Here is a 24,461-nt window from a genome sequence, read left to right on the forward strand (position 1 = left end):
CTAATGAAAGTCAGCGTTCCCCCGATCAAATCCCAAGGCATCAAAACTAAACTTGTGCCGTGGATCAAAAACATTATTCCCGCTGATTTTGATGGGAGATGGGTTGAGCCATTCATGGGGACTGGCGTTGTGGCTTTTAACCTTGCCCCACATCAGGCTTTGCTGTGTGATACTAATCCGCATTTAGTTCACTTTTATTCCTGCCTTGCTAAAGGTGTGATTACGCCTGAAAGTGTCCGCGCTTATTTGAATAGGGAAGGGGTTTTGCTGCTGGAAAAAGGCGAAGTGCATTACTATGAAATTCGTGAGCGGTTTAACAAATATCATGCACCCTTGGATTTTTTGTTTCTGAACCGAGCCGGATTTAACGGCATGATTCGTTTCAATCGAAAGGGTGGGTTTAATATCCCATTTTGTCGTAAACCGCAACGATTTGCTCAGGCTTATGTGACCAAAATCGTGAATCAAGTCGATGCCGTTGCTAAAATCTTGCATACCAAACAGTTTGAGTTTAAATGTCAGGATTTCACCAAAACACTCCAAGAGGTTTCGGCGGATGACATCGTGTATTGTGACCCGCCGTATATTGACCGCCATGTGGATTATTACAACGGTTGGGATGAGCTTCAGGAGCATCGCCTTCATGCTGCGCTGGAAAAGCTGGAGGGCAAATTCATTCTTTCCACTTGGCATCACAATGATTTTCGGGAGAACACCTACATCAAGTCATTGTGGGGCAAGTTTAACGTGCTGACACGGGAGCATTTCTACCATGTCGGCGCGAGTGAGGATAACCGCAATCCGATGGTTGAGGCATTGGTGATAAACTACGATCCCTACACCGATGAGAAAAAGACAGAAGTATTCCAACAGTTCGTGTTGTTAGATATTAATAAACAAGGTTGTAAATATGCTGTTTGATATTAAATTTGATCGGGTTTGTACAGATAAAGATAGAGGCAAAAAATCTCATTTTGAATTCATAAACAATTCTGCACTACCTGAATATTGTAAAATTAGAAGTTTATTGAATATGTGCTTTAATGAGTTTGATGAAAAGTCTCAGAACGATATTCGCTCACGTATTATCAAAAATAAGAGTGAGGAGAAATTTTATTCGACCTGTTTTGAGCTATTAGTAGCTCATATATTTAGAAGATTAGGATGTCAACTTGAAGAACATCCCAATATAAGTGATACTAATAAGAGACCCGATTTCTTGGTGACGTTGAGTGATGGAGAGTATTTTTATTTGGAGAATATGATGATTGGAGCGTAGAAGAATTTGAACGTTTTGTTGATTCTTTTGATCATGATGAAAATCGTATAAATATTAAAGAAATCAAAGGAAGAGACTTAAATCACCATGACTTTATTGAGTTGCGAGGTTTTGTAAAAGCGTGGTGGCATAAAAATAAAAATATATCTAAGTCAGAAGTTGAATGGAATGATGGCAGCAAGACATTTCGGGTTTTTCTTGAGATAGTGCCAAAAGCTGATTTCTCAATATCCGCAAGGATAGTCAATGTTCATTTTCACACTAAGTTGCTAGATAGCCTAAAAAAGAAAGCACGTAGATATGGCAGTCTTGATAAACCTTATATTATCGCCACAACATTTAGACCTTCATCTTTCTCAGCAGGACTTCAGTTAATGCAGAATATCCTTGTTCAATGCTTATATGGGGGCGGGAGAATATTTAATCCTGTAAAGAAGCAGTTCGAGCCTCCCAAGAATTTATGGAATATCGATGGCAATAATAAAACTTATAGCAATGTAAGTGCAGTATTGTTTTTTGATGAACTAACGCCATATCGAGCACTTGACCCGTTTCAGTATTGTTTATTCATTAATGATAATGCCAATCATAGAGTGCATGATGGTCTATTAAATATATTTAATTTGTATTTTATTCGTGGTGAGGATATTTGTTCTAGACATGGGTTGGCAATAGATAGCTTGTTTAGAAATTCTATAAAAGATCATATATAAGTTTCCATATATGATCTACCGGAACTCGATTATGTACTTTGGTTTATTAAAATTTAAAGTGTTTGTAGTTGCAACCACATCTCCAACGCCGCCATGTGCCACAGCTTACTCCCCTGAATCCGCGTCAAATGCGCTTCAGGTTGAGCAATCACCTTGTCAATATAGCTACGCTGATACAAACCGCGTTCCCGACACGCTTGCGAATCCAGCAAATCCCGCATCATTTCCAGAAACTCGCCGCGCACAAATTTAAGCGCAGGCACAGGGAAATACCCCTTGGGGCGATCAATCACGCTATCTGGCACTAGCCCCCGCGCAATCTGTTTCAACACATACTTGCCGCCATCACGCAATTTCAACTCGGTCGGCATTTGTGCTGCCAGTTCCACCAACTCGTGATCGAGGAACGGCACACGCGCTTCCAACCCCCACGCCATCGTCATGTTGTCCACGCGCTTGACCGGATCATCGACGATGAAAGTGGTCACGTCGGCACGCAATACCGCATCCAGCGTTTCCTCCGCATCCGCCGATTCCAACAATTCGCGCACCAATTCGCCGGTGTAATCGCGAGTTTGGAACGGGGTTTGCAGCATCTCCGCCATCTCGTTGTGGTCGCGGTCGAAATAATACGGCGCGAGGCGTTGCAGCATGTCGGGGTTTTTGTCGGCGTGCGCTTGCGGATACCAGAAATAGCCGCCGAACACTTCATCCGCGCCTTGCCCTGATTGCACCACTTTGACGTGTTGGGAAACCTGTTCCGATAGCAGGTAAAAGCCAATCGCATCCTGCCCGAACATCGGTTCTGCCATGTTTGCCACCGCTTCCGGCAGGCGTGACAGCGTTTGTTCGTTGGGGATGTGGAATTTGTGGTGTTTGGGCTGGAAGCGTTCCACCACCGCGTCGGAGTATTCGTATTCGCTGCCTTTTTCCTCCGGTTGGTCGTCGAAACCGATGGTGAAGGTGCGGATGTCCTTGATGCCGATTTCAGATAGCAAACCGACTAGTAGGCTCGAATCCAAGCCGCCGGAAAGCAGCACGCCCACGGGTACGTCGGCGATATTGTTACGGCGACGCACGGCGGTTTTCAACGATTCGTGTACGGCGTCGATCCACTCTTGTTCGGTGCGCGGCTCGGCGGGGCGACGTGCCACCAGATTCCAGTAGCGTTTCAGCTCTTGCCGCCCGTCAGCGTGGATGGTGAGGCTGTGCGCGGGTTGCAGCTTGCGGATGCCGTTGAGTACGGTGCGCGGTGCGGGTACAACGGCGTGCAGCGAAAACAAGTTGTGGATTGCCAGCGGGTCGAGGCTGGTATCAATCCCCGGTGTGGTCAGCAAGGCTTGCGTGTTGGAGGCAAAGCGAAAACTTTTACCGTCAGCGGCGTAGTACAACGGCTTGATGCCCATGCGGTCACGCGCCACGAACAGCACTTTCCTGCGCATGTCCCAGATCGCAAACGCAAACATGCCGAGCAAATGCTTGGGCGCGTCTTCACCCCATTCCGCGTAGGCTTTGAGGATGACTTCGGTATCGCCTTCGGAGAAGAAATGATGCCCACGAGCCTTCAATTCCGCCCGCAATTCGGGGTGATTGTAGATCGTGCCGTTGAACACCAGTGCCAAGCCCGATTCGATGTCGACCATCGGCTGGCTGGATTTGTACGACAGGTCAATGATGGCAAGGCGGCGATGCCCAAACATCAATCCGCCGTCGGAAAAGCTGCCCGCGTGGTCGGGGCCGCGCTTTTCCAGCTTCGCCATCATACTGTTGAGGTATTTCAGTTCGGGGAGTTGCCCGTCGAGGCGTAGTTCACCGCAAATGCCGCACATAGTGGTATTCCCTAGTTCAATTGGTTAAGCGTTTTTGTAATTCATCCTGCAAGCGCTGCATCAGCATTTCCTCCACGGTCTGTGGTGGCGGCTGTTGCATGGGTTGCTGCGGGGGCAATTCTTGCGGCACTTGCGCTTGCCCGCTAACGCCACGAATATTGAAGGTGTGGGTAAACACTTGCCCCGGCGGTACGGTCAGGGATTTGTAGCCATGAAACCCTTGGTAATCAAAGCTGACCACGAATTCTTGTGCGGGCAGGCTGAGTTCGGTGAGTGACACATTATTAACCCGTTCGACCACGGAGCCATCCAAACGCGCGATGGTGAAATTGACGGGTATCGGCGTGCCGTCATCAGCGGATAACGCAACGACGCGGAGTCTGCCTTGCGCGGCAGAGGGTGCAGGCGCTGGTGCTGGTCTGACGGGTTCAGGTTGACGGGGTGGGGCAGCAACCGGGGCGGGTGCGGCAGCGACTAGCGCAGGCAGTGGGAAGATTTCATTCACCACCGCGCCATCCGGGACGCTGATCGTGCGTGACAGGCTGGCGTAACCTTCGGCACGTACCGTGATTTTGTATTTGCCGGGTTTGAGCGTGAACGCGGCTTTGTTGGTGTAAGTGGCGTTATCCAGATTTACGCCGTTGGCTTGTTGCACGTAAACATTGGCTTTGATGGGTTTGCCGGTTTCGGTTTGCGCCACAATTTCCAGCGTGCCGGTTTTGCCGACAACGGGAGCGGGCGGTGGGGTTGCAGGCTTTGGTGTTTCTGTCGGTTCAGCGATTACCGGGGCTGTATCGGTGTCTGGTTCATCCGCCAGCGGTTCGGCGGGTTTGGGTGGGGTGCGTGTTGGTGGCGGCTTGGGGGCTTCAACCGTGTCGGTATCCTCCGGTTCGCCAACCAATTCCACGGTATTGTCTTCTTCTTCCGCCGGGGCAGGTTTGTCGTTCAATGGGCGGGTGAAAATGGCACTGTCACCGATGGCGTCGGGTGAGGGTAGGTTGGCATTGGGCATGACTAGCGGCTGTTCCCAGCCGGAAGCGCTGGGTGGGGCTTCTGCCGGATTGGGGGCAAACAGGCTCTTGATGCCAATCAGGGCGAAGATGACCAGCACTGCGCCGATGATCCATTTTGCGATTCCGCTCATGTCGAATTCTCGTTAGTCATATAATGTGGGAAGAATAGCAGAAAGTTTCTGCTTGCCCATTCCATTGATCGGGCGAAAGGTATTTTACCGCCGCTGGGTTTCCGTGTTACACCTGCTTTTTGACCGACGGATTGTTATTTTGTTACAAGCCAGCCATCTGCATTATGCTTACCCCGAAGCCGGTCGCGAACACACCGTATTGCGGGATGTCAGCCTGAGCTTGCAAGCGGGCGAACACGTCGCGCTGGTGGGTAGCAGCGGTTCGGGCAAGTCTACGCTGTTGAACCTGTTGGGGGGAATTGATACGCCTGCCAGCGGGGAAATTCAACTGGCGGGCAAAGTCTTGTCACGCTTACGTGAGCCGGAATTGACGTTGTTTCGCCGTCAGCACATCGGGTTTATTTACCAGCAATTTAACCTGATTCCGACGTTGACGGTGGCGGAAAATATTCTGTTGCCGCTGATGTTACTGGGAGTTGAAGCGGCAGAACAGCAGCGCCGTTTGCAACATTGGTTAGAAGCGGTGCAATTGCCGACACGCGGCACGGCGTTTCCTGATCAATTGTCCGGCGGGGAACAGCAGCGCGTGGCGATTGCGCGTGCCTTGATTCATCAACCGGCGTTGGTGTTGGCGGATGAACCCACCGGCAATCTGGATGCGAAAACCGGCGGCTTGGTGTTGGATTTGCTGTTTTCATTGGCGGGTGCGGCGCAACAAACGTTGTTGGTGGTGACACACAGCCGCACGGTGGCAGAACGGGCGGGGCGTATTTTGGTGATGGTGGATGGTGGCATTAACGAGGGTATTTATGGCGAAATCACTACAACATTCGATTAATTCACACCGTGCCTTGCTCACGGATTTGTTAGGCAATGCGCTCAATGAATACGCAGGCAGAATTTTGCCGCAAATGGATGAGGTTGAGCGGCTGGATGAATGTATGCGACGGGTATTCAGCGCACTCGACTACTGCAAATACGTGTACGTGCTGGATGCTAACGGGGTGCAAATCAGTTCCACGGTGAACCGTTACGGCGCTGACCCGGAAGCACGCGGGCGTGACCGTTCCGAGCGCCCGTACATGAAGCACATGCACGATGCCAGCATCGACTTTAACCTGTCGGAAGCTTACATCAGCCGCAATAAAAAGCGCCCGTCGATTACGGCGATTCAAACCATTCGGGATGCCAACGGGCAGCCGGTCGGGTTTTTGGGCGTTGATTACGATTTGCGCGAATTGCCGCATTCGGATGTGATTTACGAAGAGCCGAGCCAGTGGCGGCAAATCAAGGGCGACCCGGCGATTCGTAGCGGTTTGTTTGCGCAACAGCGGGCGGAAAGCGTGATGGATCGGCACATTGATGTGGTGCTGTCGGTGCATGAGGCACTGATTCTGGATCAGGGAGTACACCATTTTCAGATTCATTTTTCCAGCAGCCGTACCACGATTTGGCATCGGGATGACCCGTATGTGTACCGCATTCTCACCAATGAAGAGCTGATTGACCCGAATATTTGCTTGGCGTACCCGCGTCGACCGTATTTCGAGCGGGCAATTGTGCCGCCGGAAATGGTGGGCAAAGTGTTGGCGCAATTGAAGGCGTTGCGCTTTGCGGATGAAACCATTTATTTGCGTTCGGCGTCGCTGAATATTGTGAATGGCACGGTGGGGCTGAATTTCTCGTGTGATGGGTCGCATTACCTGAGTTACGACGAATTCCTCTCCAAAGGCTTGGATTTTTGGTTTGGTGATGACAGCAGCATTGCCTCTGAAGTGGCGTGCGCGGTCGCAACCTTGGATAAGCCACGGCTGGATGCGGCGGTGGATGCGCTGGCAAGCATGGGCTGTATTCAGGTAAATAAGTTGTTGTATGCCTTAGAAAAAGGGGATGTGCCGGAGCGGGTTGCGGCCTTCAGTGCTGATGAGCGCGATTACCTTTACCGCGAATTGAAGGCGGTGATGGATGTGTACGAGGGCGGTGTATGCGGGTTGTAAGGTGAGCAATACTTTGCTGGTTCGTGCCAGTTGGCGCTTTTTCACGCGACATCCTTGGCAGTTGTGGCTGACGCTGTTGAGCATTGCGCTGGGGACGGCGGTGATTATTGCGGTGGATTTGGCGAATCAAAGCGCAGGGCAATCGTTTCGTGCCTCGGTGAATGTGCTCTCCGGCACGATGACGCATGAAATCACCGCCGTGCGTGGCACTGTTCCCGACGACTTTTACCGGCAGTTGCGGGTGGAATGGGGTTATCGGGAATCCGCGCCGGTGGTGGAAAAGACGTTGGTGCGCGACGGGGTGCAATATACGTTGCTGGGGATTGATCCGTTTGCCGCGCCGTTGCAGCAAGCCGCAGGAGTGAACATTGCCGCTGCTGAGGTCAATCGCTTGCTGACTGAGCCAAGGGCGCAGGTGAAAATCAGTGATGAGTTATGGGTGGCGGATATTGCCACGGTGCAAGGTGATTCACCCGGTTTAACGCGCATCCAACTCAAGTTAACGGAAGCGCAAGCCGCTGAACTTCAAGCCCGCCTGCCGCCGACCCTCAAACTCGAATCCTTTGATTCCCGCCAACAGGTGTTTACCCAAATGACGCAAGCGTTTAGCACCAACTTGCTGGCAATGAGTTTGCTGGCAATGTTGGTAGGGGCGTTTTTGGTTTACAACACCATGACGTTTTCGGTGTTGCAGCGGCGGCAGGCGTTTGCGATTGGGCGCATGGTAGGGGTAACGGGTGGGCAGTTGTTCCGCCATTTGTTGTTGGAAGCCTTGGTGTTGGGGGTGATCGGTAGTGTTCTAGGGGTGTTGCTGGGTGTGTTGTTGGGGCAGGGTTTGCTGGTGTTGGTGACGCAAACCATCAGCGATTTGTACGTGAGTGTGCGGGCGACGGATGTGCTGCTGACTCCGGCGGTATTGCTGAAAGGCGTGGGCATTACCTTGCTGGCGGTGTTGGTGGCGACGTTAGCGCCTGCGTGGGAAGCGGCGCAGGTGTCGCCGGTGCAAGTGCAACGGCAATCGACGTTGGAACAGGGCAATCAGCGCAGGGGTGCGGGCTTGGCGGTGGCTGGTGTGGTGTTGATGTTGGCGAGTGCTGGGTTGATTGGCTATTCCGGTAAGCAGTTGGTGACGGGGTTTTTCGGGCTGTTTTTGCTGATTGTGGGGTATAGCTTGTGCGTGCCGCTGGTATTGCGCGTGGCGTTGCACGGTTTGCAACAGTTGCGGTTGAGTTTGTTGCCGCGTATGGCGATACGCGGGGTGCAGGCGAGTTTGAGCCGTACCAGCTTGGCGATTATTGCGCTGACCGTGGCAGTGTCGGCAACGGTGGGCGTGAGCATTATGATTGGTTCGTTTCGGGCGAGTGTGGCGGAATGGCTGGAAATGACGCTTGCCAGTGATTTGTATGTGTCGGCGACTTCGCAGGAAGCGTCGCGGGTGAATGGTTCATTGCATCCTGATTGGTTGCGGCGGGTGCAGGGATTGGAGGGTGTGGCGGCGGTGAGTACGGGACGCACGGCACGGTTGACGGTAGAGGATTTTCCACTGCCTGCGTTGGTGTTGCAGCCGAGTAGTCATAGTGGGCGCGGGTTTGCGTTTTTGGAGGGTGATGCGGCGGCGATTTGGCAGCGGTTTCTGGCGGGCGAAGGTCTGCTGGTGTCTGAGCCGTTTGCGTATCACCGGGGCAAGCGGCGCGGCGATACGGTGCAGGTGACGACGGAATTGGCGGGCAAGGTGACTTTGCCGGTGTTGGGGGTGTTTCGCGATTACAGTGCAACGCAGGGCATGGTGGTGTTGCCGCGTGGGTTGTACGAGCGTTATTGGGCGGATCGGGGGATTTCGTCGATTGGGATACAAGCGGCAGCGGGGGCGGATTTGGCGGGGCTGAAGCGGCAGTTACAAACCTGGGCGGGCGAATTGCAGCAGGCGGGGCAGCCGTTGGTGGTGCGTTCTAATCAGGATATTCGGGAATTTTCCTTGCAGGTGTTTGATCGGACGTTTGCGATTACCAATGTGTTGCGGCTGCTGGTGATTATTGTGGCGTTCGTGGGCGTGTTCAGTGCGTTGATGGCGTTGTTTTTGGAAAAGGGGCGTGAGTTTGCGATTTTGCGGGCAACCGGATTTACGCCGCAGCAATTACAGCGCTTGGTGTTAGGGCAGGCGGCGTTGATTGGGTTGCTGGCGGGGCTGTTATCGTTGCCGTTGGGGTGGTTGCTGTCTGTGGTGTTGATCGAGATCATTAACCAGCGTTCGTTTGGGTGGACGATGCAAACGCATGTGTTCGCGTTTGTGCCCTTGCAGGCGGTTGCACTGGCGTTGGTCGCGGCGTTGCTGGCAAGTATTTATCCGGTGCGGCGCATGGGGCGAGCCTCGGTGCGGGAGGGGTTAGATGCGCGGTAAATGGAAATGTTGTGAAGAGGAAGAGGGCGTATGCAATACGCCCCTACGGGGGATGGTAGGGGCGTATTGCATACGCCCTCTTATCTTTCTCTTCTGTTTATTGTTGTTGGCGGGGTGTAGCAAAACTCCCGAACCTGACACCTTCGATTTAAACGCCGCCCTTGGCGGGGTGGCAGATGCGCGATTTACCCGTGCGCTTGCGCCTCGCGCCTTTCAATTTCCGCAAGATCACGCGGCGCATCCCGATTTTCGTAACGAATGGTGGTATGTGACAGGCAATGTGCAAACCGATGACGGGCGGCAGTTTGGCTATCAGGTGACGTGGTTTCGGATTGCGTTAACGCCCGATAAGCCCGTGAGTGCTTCACCGTGGGCAAGCAATCAGGTGTGGATGGCGCATGTGGCGTTGACCGATGTGCAAGCGGGCGAGCATTTACATGATCAGCGATTGGCGCGGGGTGCGGCAGAGTTGGCGGGGCAAGCGGTACAGCCCTTTCGGGTGTGGTTGGAAGATTGGCAGATGGTGGGCGATGGGGCGGGGGAATTCCCGTGGGCGATTGCGGTAAAGGCGCAGGATTTCACGCTGAATTTGCAGTTGCGCCCGCAAAAGCCGCCGGTGTTGCAAGGTGATCAGGGGTTGAGCCAGAAAAGCAGTGAACTGGGCAATGCCTCGTATTATTACTCGCTGACGCGCTTGCAGACTTTGGGGGAAATTTACCGCGATGGGCAGCGTTTTACCGTGACGGGCGAATCGTGGTTGGATCGGGAATGGAGTACCAGTGCGCTGGGGGCGGATCAGGCGGGGTGGGATTGGTTTTCGCTGCAATTGCGCGATGGGCATGAGGTGATGTTTTACCGTTTGCGCAAAAAGTCGGGGGAGGTGGATGCGTATAGCGCGGGGAAGTGGGTGTTGCCGGAGGGTACGGCGCAAACCTTGGCACGGGATGATGTGGAATTGAAGCCGTTGCGTTATTGGCAGGCGGAAAGTGGAGCGCGTTATCCGGTGGCGTGGGAGATGCGTTTGCCCAAGCAGCAGCGGCATTGGCGGATTGAAGCAGTGGTGGATGATCAGTTGATGCAGACCGGGATTACGTACTGGGAAGGCGCGGTGCGGGTGGTGGATGTGGCGAGTGGCGAAGTGCTGGGGCGGGGGTATTTGGAGATGTCGGGGTATCAATGACACAACGATGACAATCCACTCAGTGAACACAGGCTTATTGCGCCACACGCCCAAAATGCCCTATCTTACGCCCTGCACATAAATCCTAACCATTAGAGGAGTAACGACACATGGCTCATACCCTGCCAGAACTGCCTTTCGCGAAAGACGCACTTGTTCCACACATGTCGGCTGAAACGCTGGAATTCCACCACGACAAGCACCACAACGCTTACGTGACCAACCTGAACAACCTGATTCCGGGTACTCAGTTTGAAAGCATGAGCTTGGAAGAGATCGTGAAATCCGCACCGGCTGGCGGCGTTTACAACAACGCAGCGCAAGTCTGGAATCACACCTTCTTCTGGAACTGCCTGTCTCCTAACGGCGGCGGCGCACCGACTGGCGCATTGGCTGCTGCCATTGATGCGAAATGGGGTTCTTTCGACGCATTCAAAACCGCATTCACCGCTTCTGCTGTAGGTAACTTCGGTTCTGCGTGGACTTGGTTGGTCAAAAAAGCTGACGGTTCAGTTGAAATCGTCAACATGGGCGCGGCTGGCACGCCGTTGACTACTGGCGACACCGCCCTGCTGTGCGTAGACGTGTGGGAACATGCGTACTACATCGACTACCGCAACCTGCGTCCTAAATTCGTTGAGACCTTCCTCAACAATTTGGCGAACTGGGATTTTGCGGCGAAGAATTTCGCGTAAGCGTTAATCTCGTCTACTCAATACCAGTAAAAAAGCCGCACTTGTTGCGGCTTTTTTGCGTTTGGGGGCGTTATTGCAATTCCTGACGAATGCCTGCTGCCACTGTCGCGGGGGTCATGTCATGCGGGAGGACGGTTACAAACTTACCGGCTTTGCTGATCAAATAGGTGTTCGAGGTGTGATCCACCAAATACCCCATCGCCGAGTTGCTGGGTACTTTGGCGTAAAATGCGCCGTATTGCTGCGCTGCTTGCTGCACTTCCGCTGCCGTGCCAGTGATGCCGATGAGGTTGGGGTGAAAGTGTTTCGCGTAGTTCATTAGGGTATCGCCCCCATCGCGTTCAGGGTCAACACTAATAAAAATCGGCTGCACTTGCGCTAATTCTTCTGCCGTTAAGGTTTTCAGCCCAGCGCTGATGGTCGCTAAACTGGTGGGGCAAATGTCGGGGCATGAGCTGTAACCGAAATACATCACCACCACTTTGTCTTGAAAATCGCTTAAGTGTACGGGTTTTCCTGCTTGCGTCAGGGTGAAATCACCGCCAAATTTGCCCGCTATTACCGGAACACGGGTGCTGTCGCTTGACGTTGCGGTGGGGGAGGCGTTGGTGGACAGTAAGTATTGCGCAGCAACAATACCGATGACGAAGGCGAGGGCGGCAACGAGCAGGGATGTCTTTTTCAAGCGGTTATCTCCGAACTTTTGTTCGTTTGAGCATAGCATTGTGTGGGGTGATTAAGCTTGTATTTTTAATGACTTACGCTTTGTCAGGTATTTAAGTGATTCAGGGTAAATTGATCTATAGGTGCGAAGGAGGCATGTGTTACCCATATCCAGAGGAGGAAGTGTTATGACATCCCTAATAAGTGACCAAGTAGTGACCGATGAACCCATTCCGACCGTGCGGCGTTTAGACAGCAGTGCGCCGCTGCGTTGGCTCAGCAAGGGCTGGGACGATCTGAAAGTTAGACCCGTTGCCAGCATTACTTACGGCTTAGTGTTTGTTATCGCAGGGATTTTAATGATCGGGTTTGGCCCTGCTAATCCGTTATTTGCGTTGCTGTTGATTTCCAGCTTTATGTTGATCGGCCCGCTGGCGGCGGTGGGTTTGTATGACATGAGTCAGCGGATTGAGGAAGGGCAGACGCCTTCGTTGTTACATGCCTTGTCGAATGCGCGGGTGAGTACCGGCAAGCTGATTGCGTTTGGCCTGATTCTGGGGGCGGTGATGCTCGCTTGGCTAGTAGTGACCATAGGGGTTATTAACCTGTTTTTCGGGGAAAGCCCCTTGGTGACGGGGAGTTTGTCGGTGTTGTTGAATGGGCGTGAGTCCTTGCCGTTTTTTGCGGTCTTTATGTTGGGCGGTTTGATCATGGGGTTGTTGGCATCGGCGGTGGCGATTGTGTCGATTCCGTTGGCAAGCCATCGGGTGGCGGATACGCTGACGGCTGGGGTGATTTTGTTGGTGGTGCTGGTGGTGTGGGCGCGGTTGATTGCGATGCTGTTTGGCTTGGTGTTTGATCATTCGGGTTTGGTGAGCGGTGGTTGGGAAACCTTGGTGGGTGATGCGAATTTCTTGCCATTCATTGCGACCTTTGTGGTGTGTGGCGCAGCGTTGGCGGTGGTGGCGTTTGGGATTAGTGTGGTGACAGTGCCCTTGATTGCGCATCAGCAAGTGGGAGTGATGACGGCGATTGTTACCAGCATCCGGGCGGTTTACAAAAATCCGGTGGTGATGATGCGCTGGGCGGCAACCATTGCGGTGGTAATTCTGGTGGGCATGGCTACGTTTTTCATTGGCTTGGCGGTAACATTGCCGTTGATCGGTCACGCCAGTTGGCACGCTTACCGCGAGACGGTAGGTCAATAATCGTAAGCAAAGGAATCGCATGACAGTTATGCCGTTTATATTACCTGACCCGCAGGGTCACGCCCGTGATTTGGCGGCTAATTGGCTGAAATTGGGGATTTTTGCGTTGCTGGCAGCAGGGATTTTTTCCCTGCTGTTGGTGATGTCACGGACTCCGGCGGTGCAGGAGGTGATTCCATGGTTGGATTTTTTCCATACCGCGCTGGTGGTGCATGTGGTGCTGTCGGTGTTGGTGTGGTTTTTGGCATTTGCGGGGGTGTTGTGGACGGCGAATAGCACGATTGTGTCGCCTTGGTGGGATAACACGATTCTGGCGGTGACGGCAGTGGGGGCGGGGTTGATGGTGGTGTCGCCGTTTACGGGGGATGGGCATCCGCTGTTGAATAATTACGTGCCGATTTTGCAGCAGCCGGTGTTTTTGTGGGGGCTGGGGCTGTTTGGTGCGGGGTTTGTTGGGTTGATTATCCGCACGTTGATGGTGGCAGGGTGGGAAACGCCGCCACAAGCGGGCATTTATTTCAGTGTGGTGAGTGCGGCAGTGGCAGTGCTGGCGTTATTGATGACGGGGGTGAATTTGCCCGATCAGTACAGCGGTGAGGCGTTTTATGAGCTGCTGTTTTGGGGGGCGGGGCATACCTTGCAATTTACCCATACGTTTTTGCTGATGGTGGCGTGGTTGTGGTTGGCGCAAGCGACGGGCTTGACGCTTGCGGTCGCGCCGCGTTTGGCTAAGGGTTTATTGGCGTTGATGGTGTTGCCGGTCTTGTTGGTGCCGGTTATTTACCTGCAATATGAGGTGGCATCGGCGGAACATCGGGCGGCGTTTACGGATTTGATGAAGTACGGTGGGTTGACTTCGTTGCCGTTGGGCGTGGTGGTGGTGTGGGCAGTGGCGCGGGGAAGTTGCGTGGCTATTCCGGTATTGCGTCCGCTGCGGAATGCGTTGTATGCCTCGATTGCGTTGTTTGCGGCGGGAGGGGTGATTGGTTTTCTGATCCACGGGGTGAATGTGGTGATTCCGGCGCATTACCACGGTTCGATTGTGGGGGTGACGTTGGCGTTCATGGGGCTGACGTATTATTTGCTGCCGCGTTTGGGGTTTCAGTCTGTTACCTCGAAATGGGCGGTATGGCAACCTTACATTTATGGCGGTGGGCAGTTGATGCACATCCTTGGTTTGGCGTGGTCAGGCGGTTACGGGGTGCAGCGCAAGACGGCAGGGGCGGCGCAAGGTTTGGAAAACCTGCCCCAAATCCTCGGTATGGGGATGATGGGGCTGGGTGGTTTGATTGCGATTATTGGCGGGGGATTTTTGTGGTGGTGGTGTTAAGAGCAATGCTTGCTAAGCCTTACAACCAACCCGCCACATAATGATCCACCAACAGCGCAATAAACAGCGCACTCAAGTAGAAAATCGAATAGCCGAAGGTTTTCATCGCGTGCTGATCACCTTCGCTACGGTACAACACAATAGCGTGATACAAAAATCCCGCCCCCAATACGCTGGCAGCAATCAAGTAAATCACGCCACTCATGTGCGTCAGAAACGGCATCAGCGTCACTGCAATCAACATCAGCGTATACAGCACAATATTGAGTTTAGTGAAGGCAACCCCGTGGGTAACAGGTAACATTGGCACACCTGCTTTGCGATAATCCTCCAGACGCTTAATCGCCAGCGGCCAGAAATGCGGTGGCGTCCAAATGAAAATAATCAGAAACAGCAACAGCGCATCGGTATGCAATTCCCCCGTCACGGCAGTCCAGCCCAACACCGGCGGTGCAGCTCCAGCCGCGCCCCCCAGCACAATATTGTGCGGGGTAGAGCGTTTCAAATACATGGTATAAATCACTGCATAGCCCACCATCGACGCCAGCGTCAACACGGCAGTCAGCCAATTGACCATCACGCCTAAGATAAACATCGACAGCACGCCTAATCCCAGCGCAAACACCAAGGCTTGTGCGGTGCTGAGTTGATTTTGCGGCAGCGGGCGGTGTTCGGTGCGCTTCATCACCGCATCAATTTTCTGATCGACAATATGATTAATCGCTGCCCCGCAGGATGCCCCTAAACCAATGCCAAGCAACCCCCAAAATAGCGTGCTTAACGGTACGGCATCAGGGGTAGCCAGCAACATGCCAACCAAAGCGGTGAACACAATCAGACTCACCACTTTGAGCTTGCATAAGCACAGGTATGCTCTCCAGTTGATTGCGGTATCCAGGGCGGCGACATTGATCATGGGCGATACTCCGTAGGGTTAGGCTTATTCTTCAGCAATCAAATCACGGTAAGCATGCCAGCTCGCATGACCGGCAATCGGCAACGTAATCGCCAAGCCGACGAAGAAGAAAATAAAGCCCAAGAACATCAGCGTTGCCAAAATGAATGCCCAGCTCAGCATCACGCCGGGGTTTGCCATCACTGCTTTCACACTGATAATCATCGCGGTAATCACATCAACGCGCTTGTCGGTAATCAATGGCACTGAAATTACGCTGATTGAAAACGCTACCGCTGCAACAGCCGCCCCGCTTAACGCCCATACAAATAAGAATGGCACAAACTGCTCGTGTCCAATTAAAGTATCCAACCAGTTGTCGGTAATGGTCACGCTGTTAAAGAACATGGCAACGGTCACGGATGAAATCACCGCCCAGATCCCCATTAATACGCCCAGCACCATTGCAAAGCTGGCTAAGCTCACCCCGTTAAAGCGTAAACCGTCGATACCTTGGCTGAAATGCGGTTTATTACCTTGTTCCAGCGTGCGGCTCATGCAATAAAAGCCGACGGCGACAATCGGCCCTAAAATCAGAAAACCGGTGGCAAGTGAGGTAACGAAAATGGGGTTTGCCCATGATAACCAAGCGAGGATCAGCCCTAACACGACATAAACCATGCCGTAAGTAATGCTCGCAGCGGGAGACGCTTTGAAATCCTTAATACCGGCGTTAAGCCAGCGCATGGAGGCTTCAGAATCGACTTTCCGCACCATTAAGCGCGGGGTTTCGTTCATTATCGCTTGGTTGGTACTGCTAATTGTGGCCATCACACCTCTCCTCTTTACGTTATTAAAATTCAGCCTTGTGGCTCTCGCTCACCCCACCTGCGACACTTTAAGCAGGCGGCGTAAATCTTTGATAATCAACTCGCCGTTGAAATCGGGTGGATACGACATCATCACATTTCCCAGCGGGTCGATAATGTAAAGACCGTCTTGCGCCGCTGGATTAGGGTTTTGCAACACTGTCTGCAAGTGTTGGATGGCATCGGCTGCGCCTACCGCGATACGCATTCCCGCGTGTTCGGCTAAGCGCGGTTGCAAGGCGGCTAACTGGCTGGTTTCAGTCAATACCAGTAAACGCTCGACACGGCGGCGTTCATTACCCATTGCTTGCCGCACTTGGCGCAGGAAATACAGGTTTTTCTGGCAATGTTCGCTGCACGCTGAATCTGCCACTGTCACCAATACCCAACTGCCGCGCAAATCCATTGTATTGAACGTAGCACCGTTCAAGCTTTCCAGCGGTAATTCACCCACTGCCCGCACGGGGGATACTAACGTGCCGTAATTGGTGGTGGGGGGAAGGGGCAACATATCCCTGTTTTGGTAGTATAACCAACCACCTAGGTAAGGGAATGCACACACCGCCACCAATATCCACAGGGTACGATTGCTGCGTTTGGGGGATGCGACGGCGGTATCCGTGGCTGACGTCATAGGGTTTCCTTGGAAGTAACGCTAGGGTATTTACGGAGGTTCAGCGACACATAAGCACTCAATACAATCAGCCCAAATGCGCCCCACTGAATGCTATAGCCGATGTGCATCCCCGCTGTATTGCTGTAAGCAGGCCAATCCCGGCGCAAACCATCGGCGGTTTCCGAGGTTTGCAGTAACACATACGGTGCAAGCGAATGCCCCAGTTTGTGTGCGAAATGCGCCATATCCAGATACAACCAGCGTTGATTGCCTTCGGTGTCGGCTGCCATCTCGCCAAACAGAAACACGGGTTTGGAGCGAGGTGATTCCAGTGTCCCCGTCAGGGTTACGCCATCTGTTGGGGTTGGAATGCTGGGCAATACTTGACGATCAGCGCCTACGGCAATCCAGCCCCGATTTACCAACAGATGCTGCCCGTCCGCCAAGCGCAATGGGGTAATCACATGGTAGCCCGCTTTGCCCTGATGCACGCTATTGTCCAGCAAGACCGTATTAGCGGCTTCCCAAGTTCCGTTGACAGTGGCGGAGCGAAAGCGTTGTGCAGGCCAGTCCACGCTCGTCTCATTCAGATTGAGCGGCGCTTGGGTGGTTTGTTGCATGACCGCTTGCGCCATTTGGGTTTTGTAGGCGGCGCGTTGGTATTGCCACGCGGATAAAGCTGTAAAAATGCCCACCAATAGCAACGTCAATAGCGTGGTAAAAACGCTAGGTTGAAAGCGGTAACGTGCTGTTATACTGGCATTTTCACCCTGCTGTAACAATCCGAGGTTCCTCATGTGGTTTAAAGTACTGATTATCATCAATCTGGCTCTGATCCTGATCAGCCTCGTGTCCGGCGTATTCTTTCTGGCGAAAGATAACGGCAAATCCAATCGGGTTCTGAACTCCTTGACCACGCGGGTCGCGCTCTCGGTATTCCTCATCTGTTTGTTGATGGTCGGTTATTTCACCGGGCAAATCGTGCCTCACGGTGTCGTGCCGTGAAGAACCCCGCTATTACAACCAATACACGAAAATAAACAGCGCAATCCACACCACGTCGACGAAGTGCCAATACCACGCGACCGCTTCAAACGCGAAGTGGTTGTGTTCGGTGAAATGGTGGCGGGCGCTGCGTACCGCAATCACGATCAGCATAATCGTCCCGATGGTGACATGCAGGCCGTGAAAGCCGGTCAGCATGTAAAACGTTGAGCCATACACCCCCGCATTCAGGGTTAAATCCATCGCATGATGTGCGTGCCAGTATTCATAGCCTTGCACGAAAAAGAAGATCGTCCCCAGCGTAATGGTCATGATTAAACCGCGTACCAGTTGCTGATTGTTATTCTTTTTCAAGCCCCAATGCGCCCAGGTCAATGTGACACCGCTGGACAACAAAATAATGGTATTCAGCAGCGGCAAACCCCACGGCCCCATCGCTTCTTTAGCAGGTACGTATTTGGTGGTATCCGCATCCGGCAAGTTGAGCAACGGCCAGTTGTATTGAAAGCCTTCCCACAGAATGTTGGAGGTGGCTAATTGCCCATCACCGCCCAGCCAAGGCAAGGTAATATTGCGCAAGTAAAACAAGCAGCCAAAAAACGTCACAAAGAACGCCGCTTCGGAGGTAATGAACCAGAACATGCCTTGCCGGAAAGAACGGTCAACCTGCCCGTTGTATTTGCCACTCAAGTTTTCATCAATCACCGCGCCAAACCAGCCGTGCATCAAATGCGCCAACACCGCAAAGCCCGTCACCATGATCAGGCTTCCGGCCAAGCCCATCTTATTGATGCTTAACACCAGCCCCAAAAACAGCATGAACATGCCAAACACCGCAATAATCGGCCAGCGGCTGGGTTCGGGGATGTAATACGCTGCGTTATCCGTGTGGGTATCCGCCTGTGTGCTCATGCTGGCTCCTTCAATGGCTGGTATTCATTGCCGCGTGTTGCGCGGGTGTTAGGGTGTAATCACGCTCAGTATTCATAAAGGTATAAGACAACGTGACGGTGGCGTATTGCTTATCCACGGCTGGGTCAATGGTGAAATACACCGGCATTTCCTTGGCCTCACCGGGTTGCAATACCTGTTTGGTGAAACAAAAACACTCGATCTTGCTGAAATGTTGCGTGACCTGCCAAGGGGTAATGCCCGGCACGGCTTGCCCCGTAATCGGCTGATCCGACAGGTTTTTGGCGTAATAGCTCACCGCTACCTTTTCCCCCGGATGCACTTGGATTTGTTTCACCAACGGGCGAAATTCCCACGGCAACCCAGTGTTCACCGTGGCATCCAATTGCACCGTGATCACGCGGCTGGTATCCACCGGCTTAGGGATGTTGGCGGTATCAGCCACGCGCCCTGCGGGTGTGCCAGCTACCCCATTGATCCCCCCAACTTCGCACGCCAAGCGGTAAAGGGGAACCATCGCAAACCCGAACCCGAACATTCCCAACACCACCAAAAACAAGCGGCGTGTCACCGTCTTGTTTTTGGCAGCAGTCAGTTCTGCGCGGTTCAGGGGTGCGTCATTCATGGCACAACCCCACCGCTCAATACTTTGGGCAGGTAGATGAAGGAGTACAGCAGTGCTAATCCCGCGATAATGCCGAGAATAATCGCTACCCGCAGATTCGCTTTACGCAATTTGTCGTCGTCTGGTGCTTTCATTATTTAATCACCGGCGCTTCGGTAAAACTGTGGAACGGTGGCGGTGAAGGCAGTGTCCATTCCAATCCCGGTGTACCGATTTGTGAACCTTCCCACGGTTTCGCTGGTGCTTTTGCCCCGCCGCGAATCGTCTGAATAATGATGAACAAAAATAGCAGGTGTGACAGCCCAAACAGGAACCCACCAATGCTCGAAATCATATTGAATTCGGTGTATTGGATGCTGTAATCCACAATGCGCCGAGGCATTCCCGCCAACCCAGAGAAATGTTGCGGGAAGAAGGTCAGGTTGAACGAAATCGTCGTCCACCAAAAGAAAATCTGCCCAAGACGCTCGTTATACATATTCCCCGTCCATTTCGGCAGCCAGTAAAACACGCCTGCATACAAGCCAAACACCGCGCCCGGAATCAAGGCATAGTGGAAATGCGCCACCACGAACATGGTGTCATGGTATTGCATATCGGCAGGCACGACCGCCAACATCACCCCCGTTACCCCCGCAAACGAGAACATGAGGATGATGGCAATGCCAAACAACATCGGCGTTTCAAACGTCATCGAGCCGCGCCACATGGTGAAGATGAAATTCATCAACATCAGCCCGACCGGAATCGAAATCAGGATTGTGCCAATCATGAAGTAATTCGTCGCCACCAAGGACATGCCGATGGTGTACTGGTGATGCGCCCACACCACCATGCCCAGCGCCGCTAACACGCCCATGCCATACACCAGCGCTTTGTAGCCAAACAACGGTTTACGAGCAAAAGTCGGAATGACCAAACCCAACACCCCGATAGACGGCAGCAACAATACATACACTTCAGGATGCCCAAAGAACCAGAACAAATGCTGGAACAAAATCGGGTCGCCACCGCCCGCCGCATCAAAGAATGAAGTGCCAAAGTGCCGATCAAACAGCAACATGGTGACAGCACCCGCCAACACCGGCATAACCGCAATCAGCAATAGCGCGGTGAAAAACCATGCCCACACAAACAGCGGCATTTTCATCATGGTCATGCCGGGTGCTCGCATATTCAAAATGGTGGTCACGATATTGATGGAAGCCAGAATGGATGACACCCCCAAGGTGTGGATGGCAAAAATCGTGAAATCCATGCCAATCCCGTTTTGTACCGACAGCGGGGGAAGCAAGGTCCAGCCGGTATTCACGGGCGTGCCGCCGTCAGGAAAAATGTAAGGGGCGACGATGGAGAGCATCAGCAAAATAGCCGCCGCCGGTAACAGCCAAAAACTCAGGTTATTCAAGCGCGGTAACGCCATATCCGGTGCGCCGATCATCATCGGAATCATCCAGTTGGCCATGCCTGCGGCGGCTGGCATGACCATCCCGAATACCATCACCAGTGCGTGGTCTGTCACCATATTGTTGTAAAAGTCAGGGCTGGCAAGCTGCACCCCCGGCATGAACAATTCAGCGCGGATGTACATCGCCATTGCGCCGCCAAAAAACAGCATAAACAAGGCAAAAAACAAATACATCGTGCCAATGTCTTTGTGGTTGGTGCTGTATACCCAACGTTGCCAGCCGCGCGGCGGGCCGTGGTGATCATGATGATGGTCGTGTGTGGTGGCTACACTCATGAAAATTCCTCCTCAGCAATTAGCGTGCTGCTTTTATATCTTTGGGTTGTACCAATTCACCCGCCGTATTGCCCCAAGCATTACGCTCGTAAGTCACCACAGCGGCAATGTCCAGATCGTTTAATTGTGGCCCCCACGCCGCCATTGCCGTGCCAGCTTTGCCTTTCACCACAATCGCAATGTGATCAGCGAGAGCGGCAGAGTTGTTAGCAATTTTGCTGCCTGCTAGTGCGGGGAATACGCCGGGTAAACCTTGTCCATTGGCTTGGTGGCAGGCTAAGCAGTTTTTGGTGTACACCGCTTCACCTTTTGCCATCAATTCGGCTTTTGCCCACACCTTGTCAGCAGAAGCTTCCGCTGCGGATTGTGCTTGCTGGGCTTTGCGGGTGACTTTCCATTGCTCGTATTCAGTCGGGGAAACCGCGCGTACTACCGCAGGCATGAAGGCGTGACCCGTGCCGCAGTTTTCGTAACATTGCCCGCGATACGTGCCTTCTTTGGTGATATGTGTCCAAGTTTCATTGATGTAACCGGGAATATTGATTTTCTTGGGGACAATTTCTGCAATACCCCAGTTGTGCAAAACATCGCTGGAGGTCAACAGGAAACGTACCCGTTTGCCGGTGGGCAATACCAGCGGGTCATCGACATCCCGCAGGTAGAGTGGGTCGGTGGGTTCGAGCTTTTTGAGGTTGCTGACGATTTTAATGTCATCGTCCATGTATTCATACGTCCACTTCCACTGCGAGCCAATGACTTTGACGGTGACATCGGCTTTATCGTGGGATTCAACCGAACTGAGGGTCGACGAGGCGGAACTGGCAATGGTCAAGTCGATACTCAATACAATCACTGGTACGAGTACCCATGCCCAGCGCCCAAACCAACCGTTATGGAATTCCTGATCGGGAACCGCGCCCTTGGCGTGGCGAAAGTTAATCAGTGCGTAAATAATCATGCCCGTCACCAGCGCCATAATGATGGTGCCAACAATGGTGGTGAGCATGTGCAAGTCGAAGATTTCTTGGGTGAGTGTCGAGGCGGGCGGGGTGAGGTTGTATTCGTAGGCGGCGTGCGCCATGCTGCTGAATAAGCAAGTTACCCCAGTGATGAACAGGGCGGATAAGCATTTATCTCTTTTGTGCAGCATGTTTCCTCCTAACATGAAGCGGGGTGGTCAGTGTGTTGTCTTGCGGCAACTCTCCAAAGCGTTTGTTATGGTGTTTGCGAGCGTTTTGCGGTCGGCATTGGTTAGGCACGCGCCGATTTCAATGCATTCCCCGTGCGAACGTAACAGCAATTTGCTGGGATACCAGTGATGCGGGTCGCGCTGGAGTGCAATATTCACCCAGTACGGCTGCAAGCGGTATTCGCGCAATATGTCTACGCCGCTGCGGGTCGTAATTAAGATGCTGTCAGGGGCTATCTGGATGGTCTCGGAGTAACGCGAGGCACGTTCAAACAGATACAGGCTGACACCTAGCACCGCTATTTCGAGCAGGGCGAATGGCAAGATTACCCACGCACCCAATAATAAGAATCGCACTGTGACGAGTAAGGTAAGCGCCGCCACTGCGAGGAAGAACACAATCATGCCCTCGCGGGACAATGAGCGGTTCGGGCGCACTTCAAAGGTGCGGCATTCCGTGCTGAGGTTGCTGGTTGTCGTTACCAAAACCGTTCCACCCGTCTTGGCTAAGCAATGGAAATGTGTGATTTCACACAGAATGAAAATAATATATCCTAGTTTTTGATATTTATCATTGAAAATTGTAAAACATTCAATATGTTAGTAATTGGTAATAAGCTTAAATACACCGTGGTTTTATGGGGGGCGCTGCTAATAAGTTGCAGTGAGCCAACCGTTACGCCCTTAACATTGCCGCTGTTGAGTGGGGAAAAAGCCCATATCCCTGACTTGCACGGTAAGTTGACTTGGGTGAACGTGTGGTCGACCCGTTGCACTATTTGTGTGAAAGAGCTGCCTGCGTTGGAAGCATTGCAGCGTGAATACGCCGAACGGGTGCAAGTGGTGGCAGTGGCACTGCCAACAGACCCGCCGAATACCGTGTTGGATGTGCAAACCACACTGCAATTGACGTTGCCGGTGGCCTTGGATTTGGATGGGCAAGCGGCGCGGCAATTTGCGCCCGATTTGGTCGTACCCAGCCATCATTTGTTGGATGCCCACGGCAATATTTTGTACCAAACGAAGGGAAAGCTAACGCTGGCTGAAATGCGTACTATGCTTGAGAAACACATTTTCCCCCCATTGAGTCAGCGGTAGTCATTTATGCAAAAAACCTATTCGATCTTGCTGTCGTTGACGTTAGGGCTGGCGTTGGTGGTGATTGTGCTGGGGGCGTATACGCGCTTGTCGGATGCGGGCTTGGGTTGTCCTGATTGGCCGGGCTGTTACGGGCATTTGGGTGTGCCGGAGCAGGTGGATGCGGATCAGTTTGAGCGTCCGCTGGAACACGCGAAAGCATGGAAAGAGATGATTCATCGCTATGCGGCGGGGATGTTGGGCGTGTTGATTTTGGCGCTGTTTGTATTGCGGCTAAGGTTTCGGCGTTATTTTGAGGCGAGTATCTGGATTCCGACGTTGTTGCTGGCGACGGTTATATTTCAGGCGGCGTTGGGAATGTGGACGGTGACACATTTGCTGAGTCCGCCCGTGGTGATGGCGCATTTGCTGGGTGGGTTTACCACTTTGGCATTGTTGTGGTGGCTGTGGCTGCAACGGCATGTGCCGCGTTTTTCAACACTGTATGGCAGTATTGGTGCGGTGCGTGGTTGGGCGTTGGTGGCGCTGCTGCTGTTGGTGGCGCAAATTATCTTAGGTGGCTGGACGAGTACGCATTATGCGGCGGTGGCGTGTGGGGTGGATTTCCCGCTGTGTCAGGGGCAGTGGTGGCCTGCGAGTGATTTCCGCACGGCATTCAGTTTTGAATGGCAGGCGGGCGTAAATTATGAGTTTGGAACGCTGAAAAACCCGGCTCGTACCGCGATCCATTTGACGCACCGTTTGGGCGCATTGCTGGTGTTTCTGTATCTGGGAGGCTTGGCATGGTGGTTAATACGGCGGCGTTCGGTGGCGTGTGGGATTGTGCCGTATGCCTTGCTGGTGTTGTTGCTGGTGCAAGTGAGCTTGGGAATTAGCAATGTGGTGTTTGCGTTGCCGTTGGTGGTGGCGACCTTGCATACCTTGGGAGCGGCGCTGCTGCTGCTGGCGGTATTGGCGCTGAATCATTGCCTGTATCCGGCGCATTAAGAAAGCGCTTGACAACGCACTAATTTAGTGATTGACAAGTGTAAACGCTTTCCCTATAGTCTTTCGCTTTCTCGCAAAGGCAGCC

At 52.9% G+C, this 24,461-nt stretch carries 26 protein-coding genes; 13 read left to right on the top strand and 13 right to left on the bottom strand.

Translation table 11 applies throughout. From position 1 onward, the window contains the following. The first annotated feature begins 3 nt into the window (after positions 1–3). The 3 genes from HMY34_RS13905 (at position 4) to HMY34_RS13915 (ending at position 1,992) form a co-directional block, all read left to right on the top strand. The gene (locus tag HMY34_RS13905; protein ID WP_202716069.1) at positions 4–921 is read left to right on the top strand and encodes a Dam family site-specific DNA-(adenine-N6)-methyltransferase; all 918 of its coding nucleotides are present in this window, start codon (positions 4–6) and stop codon (positions 919–921) included. Then, positions 911–1,279 carry a hypothetical protein gene (locus tag HMY34_RS13910; protein ID WP_202716070.1) on the top strand — a complete coding sequence of 123 codons (369 nt, stop codon included), beginning with the start codon at positions 911–913 and terminating at the stop codon, positions 1,277–1,279. Before HMY34_RS13905 ends, HMY34_RS13910 begins: the two co-directional genes overlap by 11 nt. 101 nt (positions 1,280–1,380) lie before the next feature. Beyond that, positions 1,381–1,992, top strand: coding sequence for a hypothetical protein (locus HMY34_RS13915; RefSeq protein ID WP_202716071.1), 612 nt, complete (start codon positions 1,381–1,383; stop codon positions 1,990–1,992). 53 nt (positions 1,993–2,045) lie between these two features. Here HMY34_RS13915 and HMY34_RS13920 read toward each other — a convergent pair whose 3' ends face one another. Both HMY34_RS13920 and HMY34_RS13925 read right to left on the bottom strand, forming a co-directional pair. Continuing rightward, on the bottom strand, positions 2,046–3,821 hold the full coding sequence (locus tag HMY34_RS13920) for an N-acetylglutaminylglutamine amidotransferase (RefSeq protein WP_202716072.1): 1,776 nt from the start codon (positions 3,819–3,821) through the stop codon (positions 2,046–2,048). Between the two features lie 16 nt (positions 3,822–3,837). Beyond that, the gene (locus tag HMY34_RS13925; RefSeq protein WP_202716073.1) at positions 3,838–4,965 is read right to left on the bottom strand and encodes a PEGA domain-containing protein; all 1,128 of its coding nucleotides are present in this window, start codon (positions 4,963–4,965) and stop codon (positions 3,838–3,840) included. 52 nt (positions 4,966–5,017) lie between these two features. Between HMY34_RS13925 and HMY34_RS13930 the strand changes: the two genes are divergently transcribed. The 5 genes from HMY34_RS13930 (at position 5,018) to HMY34_RS13950 (ending at position 11,235) form a co-directional block, all read left to right on the top strand. Beyond that, positions 5,018–5,803 (top strand): ABC transporter ATP-binding protein, encoded by a 786-nt coding sequence (locus HMY34_RS13930; RefSeq protein WP_228287863.1) that lies wholly within the window; start codon positions 5,018–5,020, stop codon positions 5,801–5,803. Then, complete coding sequence (locus HMY34_RS13935) at positions 5,775–6,962, top strand: PDC sensor domain-containing protein (protein WP_202716074.1); 1,188 nt, start codon at positions 5,775–5,777, stop codon at positions 6,960–6,962. The genes HMY34_RS13930 and HMY34_RS13935 overlap by 29 nt, the downstream gene beginning before the upstream one ends. Then, complete coding sequence (locus tag HMY34_RS13940) at positions 6,931–9,360, top strand: FtsX-like permease family protein (protein ID WP_202716075.1); 2,430 nt, start codon at positions 6,931–6,933, stop codon at positions 9,358–9,360. Before HMY34_RS13935 ends, HMY34_RS13940 begins: the two co-directional genes overlap by 32 nt. Then, complete coding sequence (locus tag HMY34_RS13945) at positions 9,350–10,540, top strand: lipocalin-like domain-containing protein (RefSeq protein WP_228287864.1); 1,191 nt, start codon at positions 9,350–9,352, stop codon at positions 10,538–10,540. The genes HMY34_RS13940 and HMY34_RS13945 overlap by 11 nt, the downstream gene beginning before the upstream one ends. A gap of 110 nt (positions 10,541–10,650) precedes the next feature. Next, the gene (locus HMY34_RS13950) at positions 10,651–11,235 is read left to right on the top strand and encodes a superoxide dismutase (RefSeq protein ID WP_202716076.1); all 585 of its coding nucleotides are present in this window, start codon (positions 10,651–10,653) and stop codon (positions 11,233–11,235) included. Between the two features lie 70 nt (positions 11,236–11,305). Here the strand turns inward: HMY34_RS13950 and HMY34_RS13955 are convergent, their stop codons facing one another. Next, positions 11,306–11,920 (bottom strand): SCO family protein, encoded by a 615-nt coding sequence (locus HMY34_RS13955; RefSeq protein WP_228287865.1) that lies wholly within the window; start codon positions 11,918–11,920, stop codon positions 11,306–11,308. A gap of 166 nt (positions 11,921–12,086) precedes the next feature. Between HMY34_RS13955 and HMY34_RS13960 the strand changes: the two genes are divergently transcribed. Continuing rightward, on the top strand, positions 12,087–13,106 hold the full coding sequence (locus HMY34_RS13960) for a DUF2189 domain-containing protein (RefSeq protein ID WP_202716078.1): 1,020 nt from the start codon (positions 12,087–12,089) through the stop codon (positions 13,104–13,106). A 28-nt stretch (positions 13,107–13,134) separates the two neighbouring features. Continuing rightward, complete coding sequence (locus HMY34_RS13965) at positions 13,135–14,436, top strand: heme-copper oxidase family protein (protein WP_202716079.1); 1,302 nt, start codon at positions 13,135–13,137, stop codon at positions 14,434–14,436. Positions 14,437–14,455: 19 nt separating this feature from the next. On the opposite strand, the gene cyoE is transcribed toward HMY34_RS13965, so the two are convergent. From cyoE to HMY34_RS13985, 4 genes are read right to left on the bottom strand one after another with little or no spacing between them, the layout of a single operon-like run. After that, on the bottom strand, positions 14,456–15,352 hold the full coding sequence (gene cyoE / locus HMY34_RS13970; protein ID WP_202716080.1) for a heme o synthase: 897 nt from the start codon (positions 15,350–15,352) through the stop codon (positions 14,456–14,458). Between the two features lie 24 nt (positions 15,353–15,376). Further along, positions 15,377–16,162, bottom strand: a complete 786-nt coding sequence (locus tag HMY34_RS13975; protein WP_202716081.1) for a DUF2189 domain-containing protein — start codon at positions 16,160–16,162, stop codon at positions 15,377–15,379. Between the two features lie 48 nt (positions 16,163–16,210). After that, the gene (locus HMY34_RS13980) at positions 16,211–16,834 is read right to left on the bottom strand and encodes an SCO family protein (RefSeq protein ID WP_202716082.1); all 624 of its coding nucleotides are present in this window, start codon (positions 16,832–16,834) and stop codon (positions 16,211–16,213) included. Continuing rightward, a complete protein-coding gene (locus HMY34_RS13985; protein ID WP_202716083.1) occupies positions 16,831–17,613 on the bottom strand; it encodes an SURF1 family protein in 783 nt (260 codons plus the stop codon). Before HMY34_RS13985 ends, HMY34_RS13980 begins: the two co-directional genes overlap by 4 nt. On the opposite strand from HMY34_RS13985, the gene HMY34_RS13990 reads away from it, so the two are divergent. Then, complete coding sequence (locus HMY34_RS13990) at positions 17,612–17,821, top strand: twin transmembrane helix small protein (RefSeq protein WP_093070626.1); 210 nt, start codon at positions 17,612–17,614, stop codon at positions 17,819–17,821. The genes HMY34_RS13985 and HMY34_RS13990 overlap by 2 nt on opposite strands. 12 nt (positions 17,822–17,833) lie before the next feature. Here HMY34_RS13990 and HMY34_RS13995 read toward each other — a convergent pair whose 3' ends face one another. From HMY34_RS13995 to HMY34_RS14020, 6 genes are read right to left on the bottom strand one after another with little or no spacing between them, the layout of a single operon-like run. Further along, positions 17,834–18,733 (bottom strand): cytochrome c oxidase subunit 3, encoded by a 900-nt coding sequence (locus HMY34_RS13995; protein WP_202716084.1) that lies wholly within the window; start codon positions 18,731–18,733, stop codon positions 17,834–17,836. Positions 18,734–18,743: 10 nt separating this feature from the next. After that, positions 18,744–19,358: a cytochrome c oxidase assembly protein gene (locus HMY34_RS14000; RefSeq protein WP_202716085.1), complete on the bottom strand. Its 615-nt coding sequence runs from the start codon at positions 19,356–19,358 to the stop codon at positions 18,744–18,746. Beyond that, on the bottom strand, positions 19,355–19,492 hold the full coding sequence (locus HMY34_RS14005; RefSeq protein ID WP_175518028.1) for a hypothetical protein: 138 nt from the start codon (positions 19,490–19,492) through the stop codon (positions 19,355–19,357). The genes HMY34_RS14000 and HMY34_RS14005 overlap by 4 nt, the downstream gene beginning before the upstream one ends. Further along, complete coding sequence (locus tag HMY34_RS14010; protein ID WP_202716086.1) at positions 19,492–21,102, bottom strand: cytochrome c oxidase subunit I; 1,611 nt, start codon at positions 21,100–21,102, stop codon at positions 19,492–19,494. Before HMY34_RS14010 ends, HMY34_RS14005 begins: the two co-directional genes overlap by 1 nt. 19 nt (positions 21,103–21,121) lie before the next feature. After that, a complete protein-coding gene (gene coxB, locus HMY34_RS14015; RefSeq protein ID WP_202716087.1) occupies positions 21,122–22,252 on the bottom strand; it encodes a cytochrome c oxidase subunit II in 1,131 nt (376 codons plus the stop codon). A 27-nt stretch (positions 22,253–22,279) separates the two neighbouring features. Beyond that, positions 22,280–22,777 carry a DUF2244 domain-containing protein gene (locus HMY34_RS14020; protein ID WP_202716088.1) on the bottom strand — a complete coding sequence of 166 codons (498 nt, stop codon included), beginning with the start codon at positions 22,775–22,777 and terminating at the stop codon, positions 22,280–22,282. Positions 22,778–22,888: 111 nt separating this feature from the next. On the opposite strand from HMY34_RS14020, the gene HMY34_RS14025 reads away from it, so the two are divergent. Further along, positions 22,889–23,389: a TlpA family protein disulfide reductase gene (locus tag HMY34_RS14025; RefSeq protein ID WP_202716089.1), complete on the top strand. Its 501-nt coding sequence runs from the start codon at positions 22,889–22,891 to the stop codon at positions 23,387–23,389. Between the two features lie 6 nt (positions 23,390–23,395). Beyond that, a complete protein-coding gene (locus tag HMY34_RS14030) occupies positions 23,396–24,376 on the top strand; it encodes a COX15/CtaA family protein (protein WP_202716090.1) in 981 nt (326 codons plus the stop codon). The last annotated feature ends 85 nt before the right edge of the window (positions 24,377–24,461 follow it).

The organism is Thiothrix subterranea (assembly GCF_016772315.1).
Taxonomy (GTDB): domain Bacteria; phylum Pseudomonadota; class Gammaproteobacteria; order Thiotrichales; family Thiotrichaceae; genus Thiothrix; species Thiothrix subterranea.

What these genes read in the sequence shown, in the direction of transcription:
- HMY34_RS13905 (WP_202716069.1), top strand. Translation starts at nt 4, where the DNA reads ATGAAAGTCAGCGTTCCCCCGATCAAATCCCAAGGCATCAAAACTAAA.
- HMY34_RS13910 (WP_202716070.1), top strand. Translation starts at nt 911, where the DNA reads ATGCTGTTTGATATTAAATTTGATCGGGTTTGTACAGATAAAGATAGA.
- HMY34_RS13920 (WP_202716072.1), bottom strand. Translation starts at nt 3,821, where the DNA reads ATGTGCGGCATTTGCGGTGAACTACGCCTCGACGGGCAACTCCCCGAA.
- HMY34_RS13925 (WP_202716073.1), bottom strand. Translation starts at nt 4,965, where the DNA reads ATGAGCGGAATCGCAAAATGGATCATCGGCGCAGTGCTGGTCATCTTC.
- HMY34_RS13935 (WP_202716074.1), top strand. Translation starts at nt 5,775, where the DNA reads ATGGCGAAATCACTACAACATTCGATTAATTCACACCGTGCCTTGCTC.
- HMY34_RS13940 (WP_202716075.1), top strand. Translation starts at nt 6,931, where the DNA reads ATGTGTACGAGGGCGGTGTATGCGGGTTGTAAGGTGAGCAATACTTTG.
- HMY34_RS13945 (WP_228287864.1), top strand. Translation starts at nt 9,350, where the DNA reads ATGCGCGGTAAATGGAAATGTTGTGAAGAGGAAGAGGGCGTATGCAAT.
- HMY34_RS13950 (WP_202716076.1), top strand. Translation starts at nt 10,651, where the DNA reads ATGGCTCATACCCTGCCAGAACTGCCTTTCGCGAAAGACGCACTTGTT.
- HMY34_RS13960 (WP_202716078.1), top strand. Translation starts at nt 12,087, where the DNA reads ATGACATCCCTAATAAGTGACCAAGTAGTGACCGATGAACCCATTCCG.
- HMY34_RS13965 (WP_202716079.1), top strand. Translation starts at nt 13,135, where the DNA reads ATGCCGTTTATATTACCTGACCCGCAGGGTCACGCCCGTGATTTGGCG.
- cyoE (WP_202716080.1), bottom strand. Translation starts at nt 15,352, where the DNA reads ATGATCAATGTCGCCGCCCTGGATACCGCAATCAACTGGAGAGCATAC.
- HMY34_RS13975 (WP_202716081.1), bottom strand. Translation starts at nt 16,162, where the DNA reads ATGGCCACAATTAGCAGTACCAACCAAGCGATAATGAACGAAACCCCG.
- HMY34_RS13980 (WP_202716082.1), bottom strand. Translation starts at nt 16,834, where the DNA reads ATGACGTCAGCCACGGATACCGCCGTCGCATCCCCCAAACGCAGCAAT.
- HMY34_RS13990 (WP_093070626.1), top strand. Translation starts at nt 17,612, where the DNA reads ATGTGGTTTAAAGTACTGATTATCATCAATCTGGCTCTGATCCTGATC.
- HMY34_RS13985 (WP_202716083.1), bottom strand. Translation starts at nt 17,613, where the DNA reads ATGAGGAACCTCGGATTGTTACAGCAGGGTGAAAATGCCAGTATAACA.
- HMY34_RS13995 (WP_202716084.1), bottom strand. Translation starts at nt 18,733, where the DNA reads ATGAGCACACAGGCGGATACCCACACGGATAACGCAGCGTATTACATC.
- HMY34_RS14000 (WP_202716085.1), bottom strand. Translation starts at nt 19,358, where the DNA reads ATGAATGACGCACCCCTGAACCGCGCAGAACTGACTGCTGCCAAAAAC.
- HMY34_RS14005 (WP_175518028.1), bottom strand. Translation starts at nt 19,492, where the DNA reads ATGAAAGCACCAGACGACGACAAATTGCGTAAAGCGAATCTGCGGGTA.
- HMY34_RS14010 (WP_202716086.1), bottom strand. Translation starts at nt 21,102, where the DNA reads ATGAGTGTAGCCACCACACACGACCATCATCATGATCACCACGGCCCG.
- coxB (WP_202716087.1), bottom strand. Translation starts at nt 22,252, where the DNA reads ATGCTGCACAAAAGAGATAAATGCTTATCCGCCCTGTTCATCACTGGG.
- HMY34_RS14025 (WP_202716089.1), top strand. Translation starts at nt 22,889, where the DNA reads ATGTTAGTAATTGGTAATAAGCTTAAATACACCGTGGTTTTATGGGGG.
- HMY34_RS14030 (WP_202716090.1), top strand. Translation starts at nt 23,396, where the DNA reads ATGCAAAAAACCTATTCGATCTTGCTGTCGTTGACGTTAGGGCTGGCG.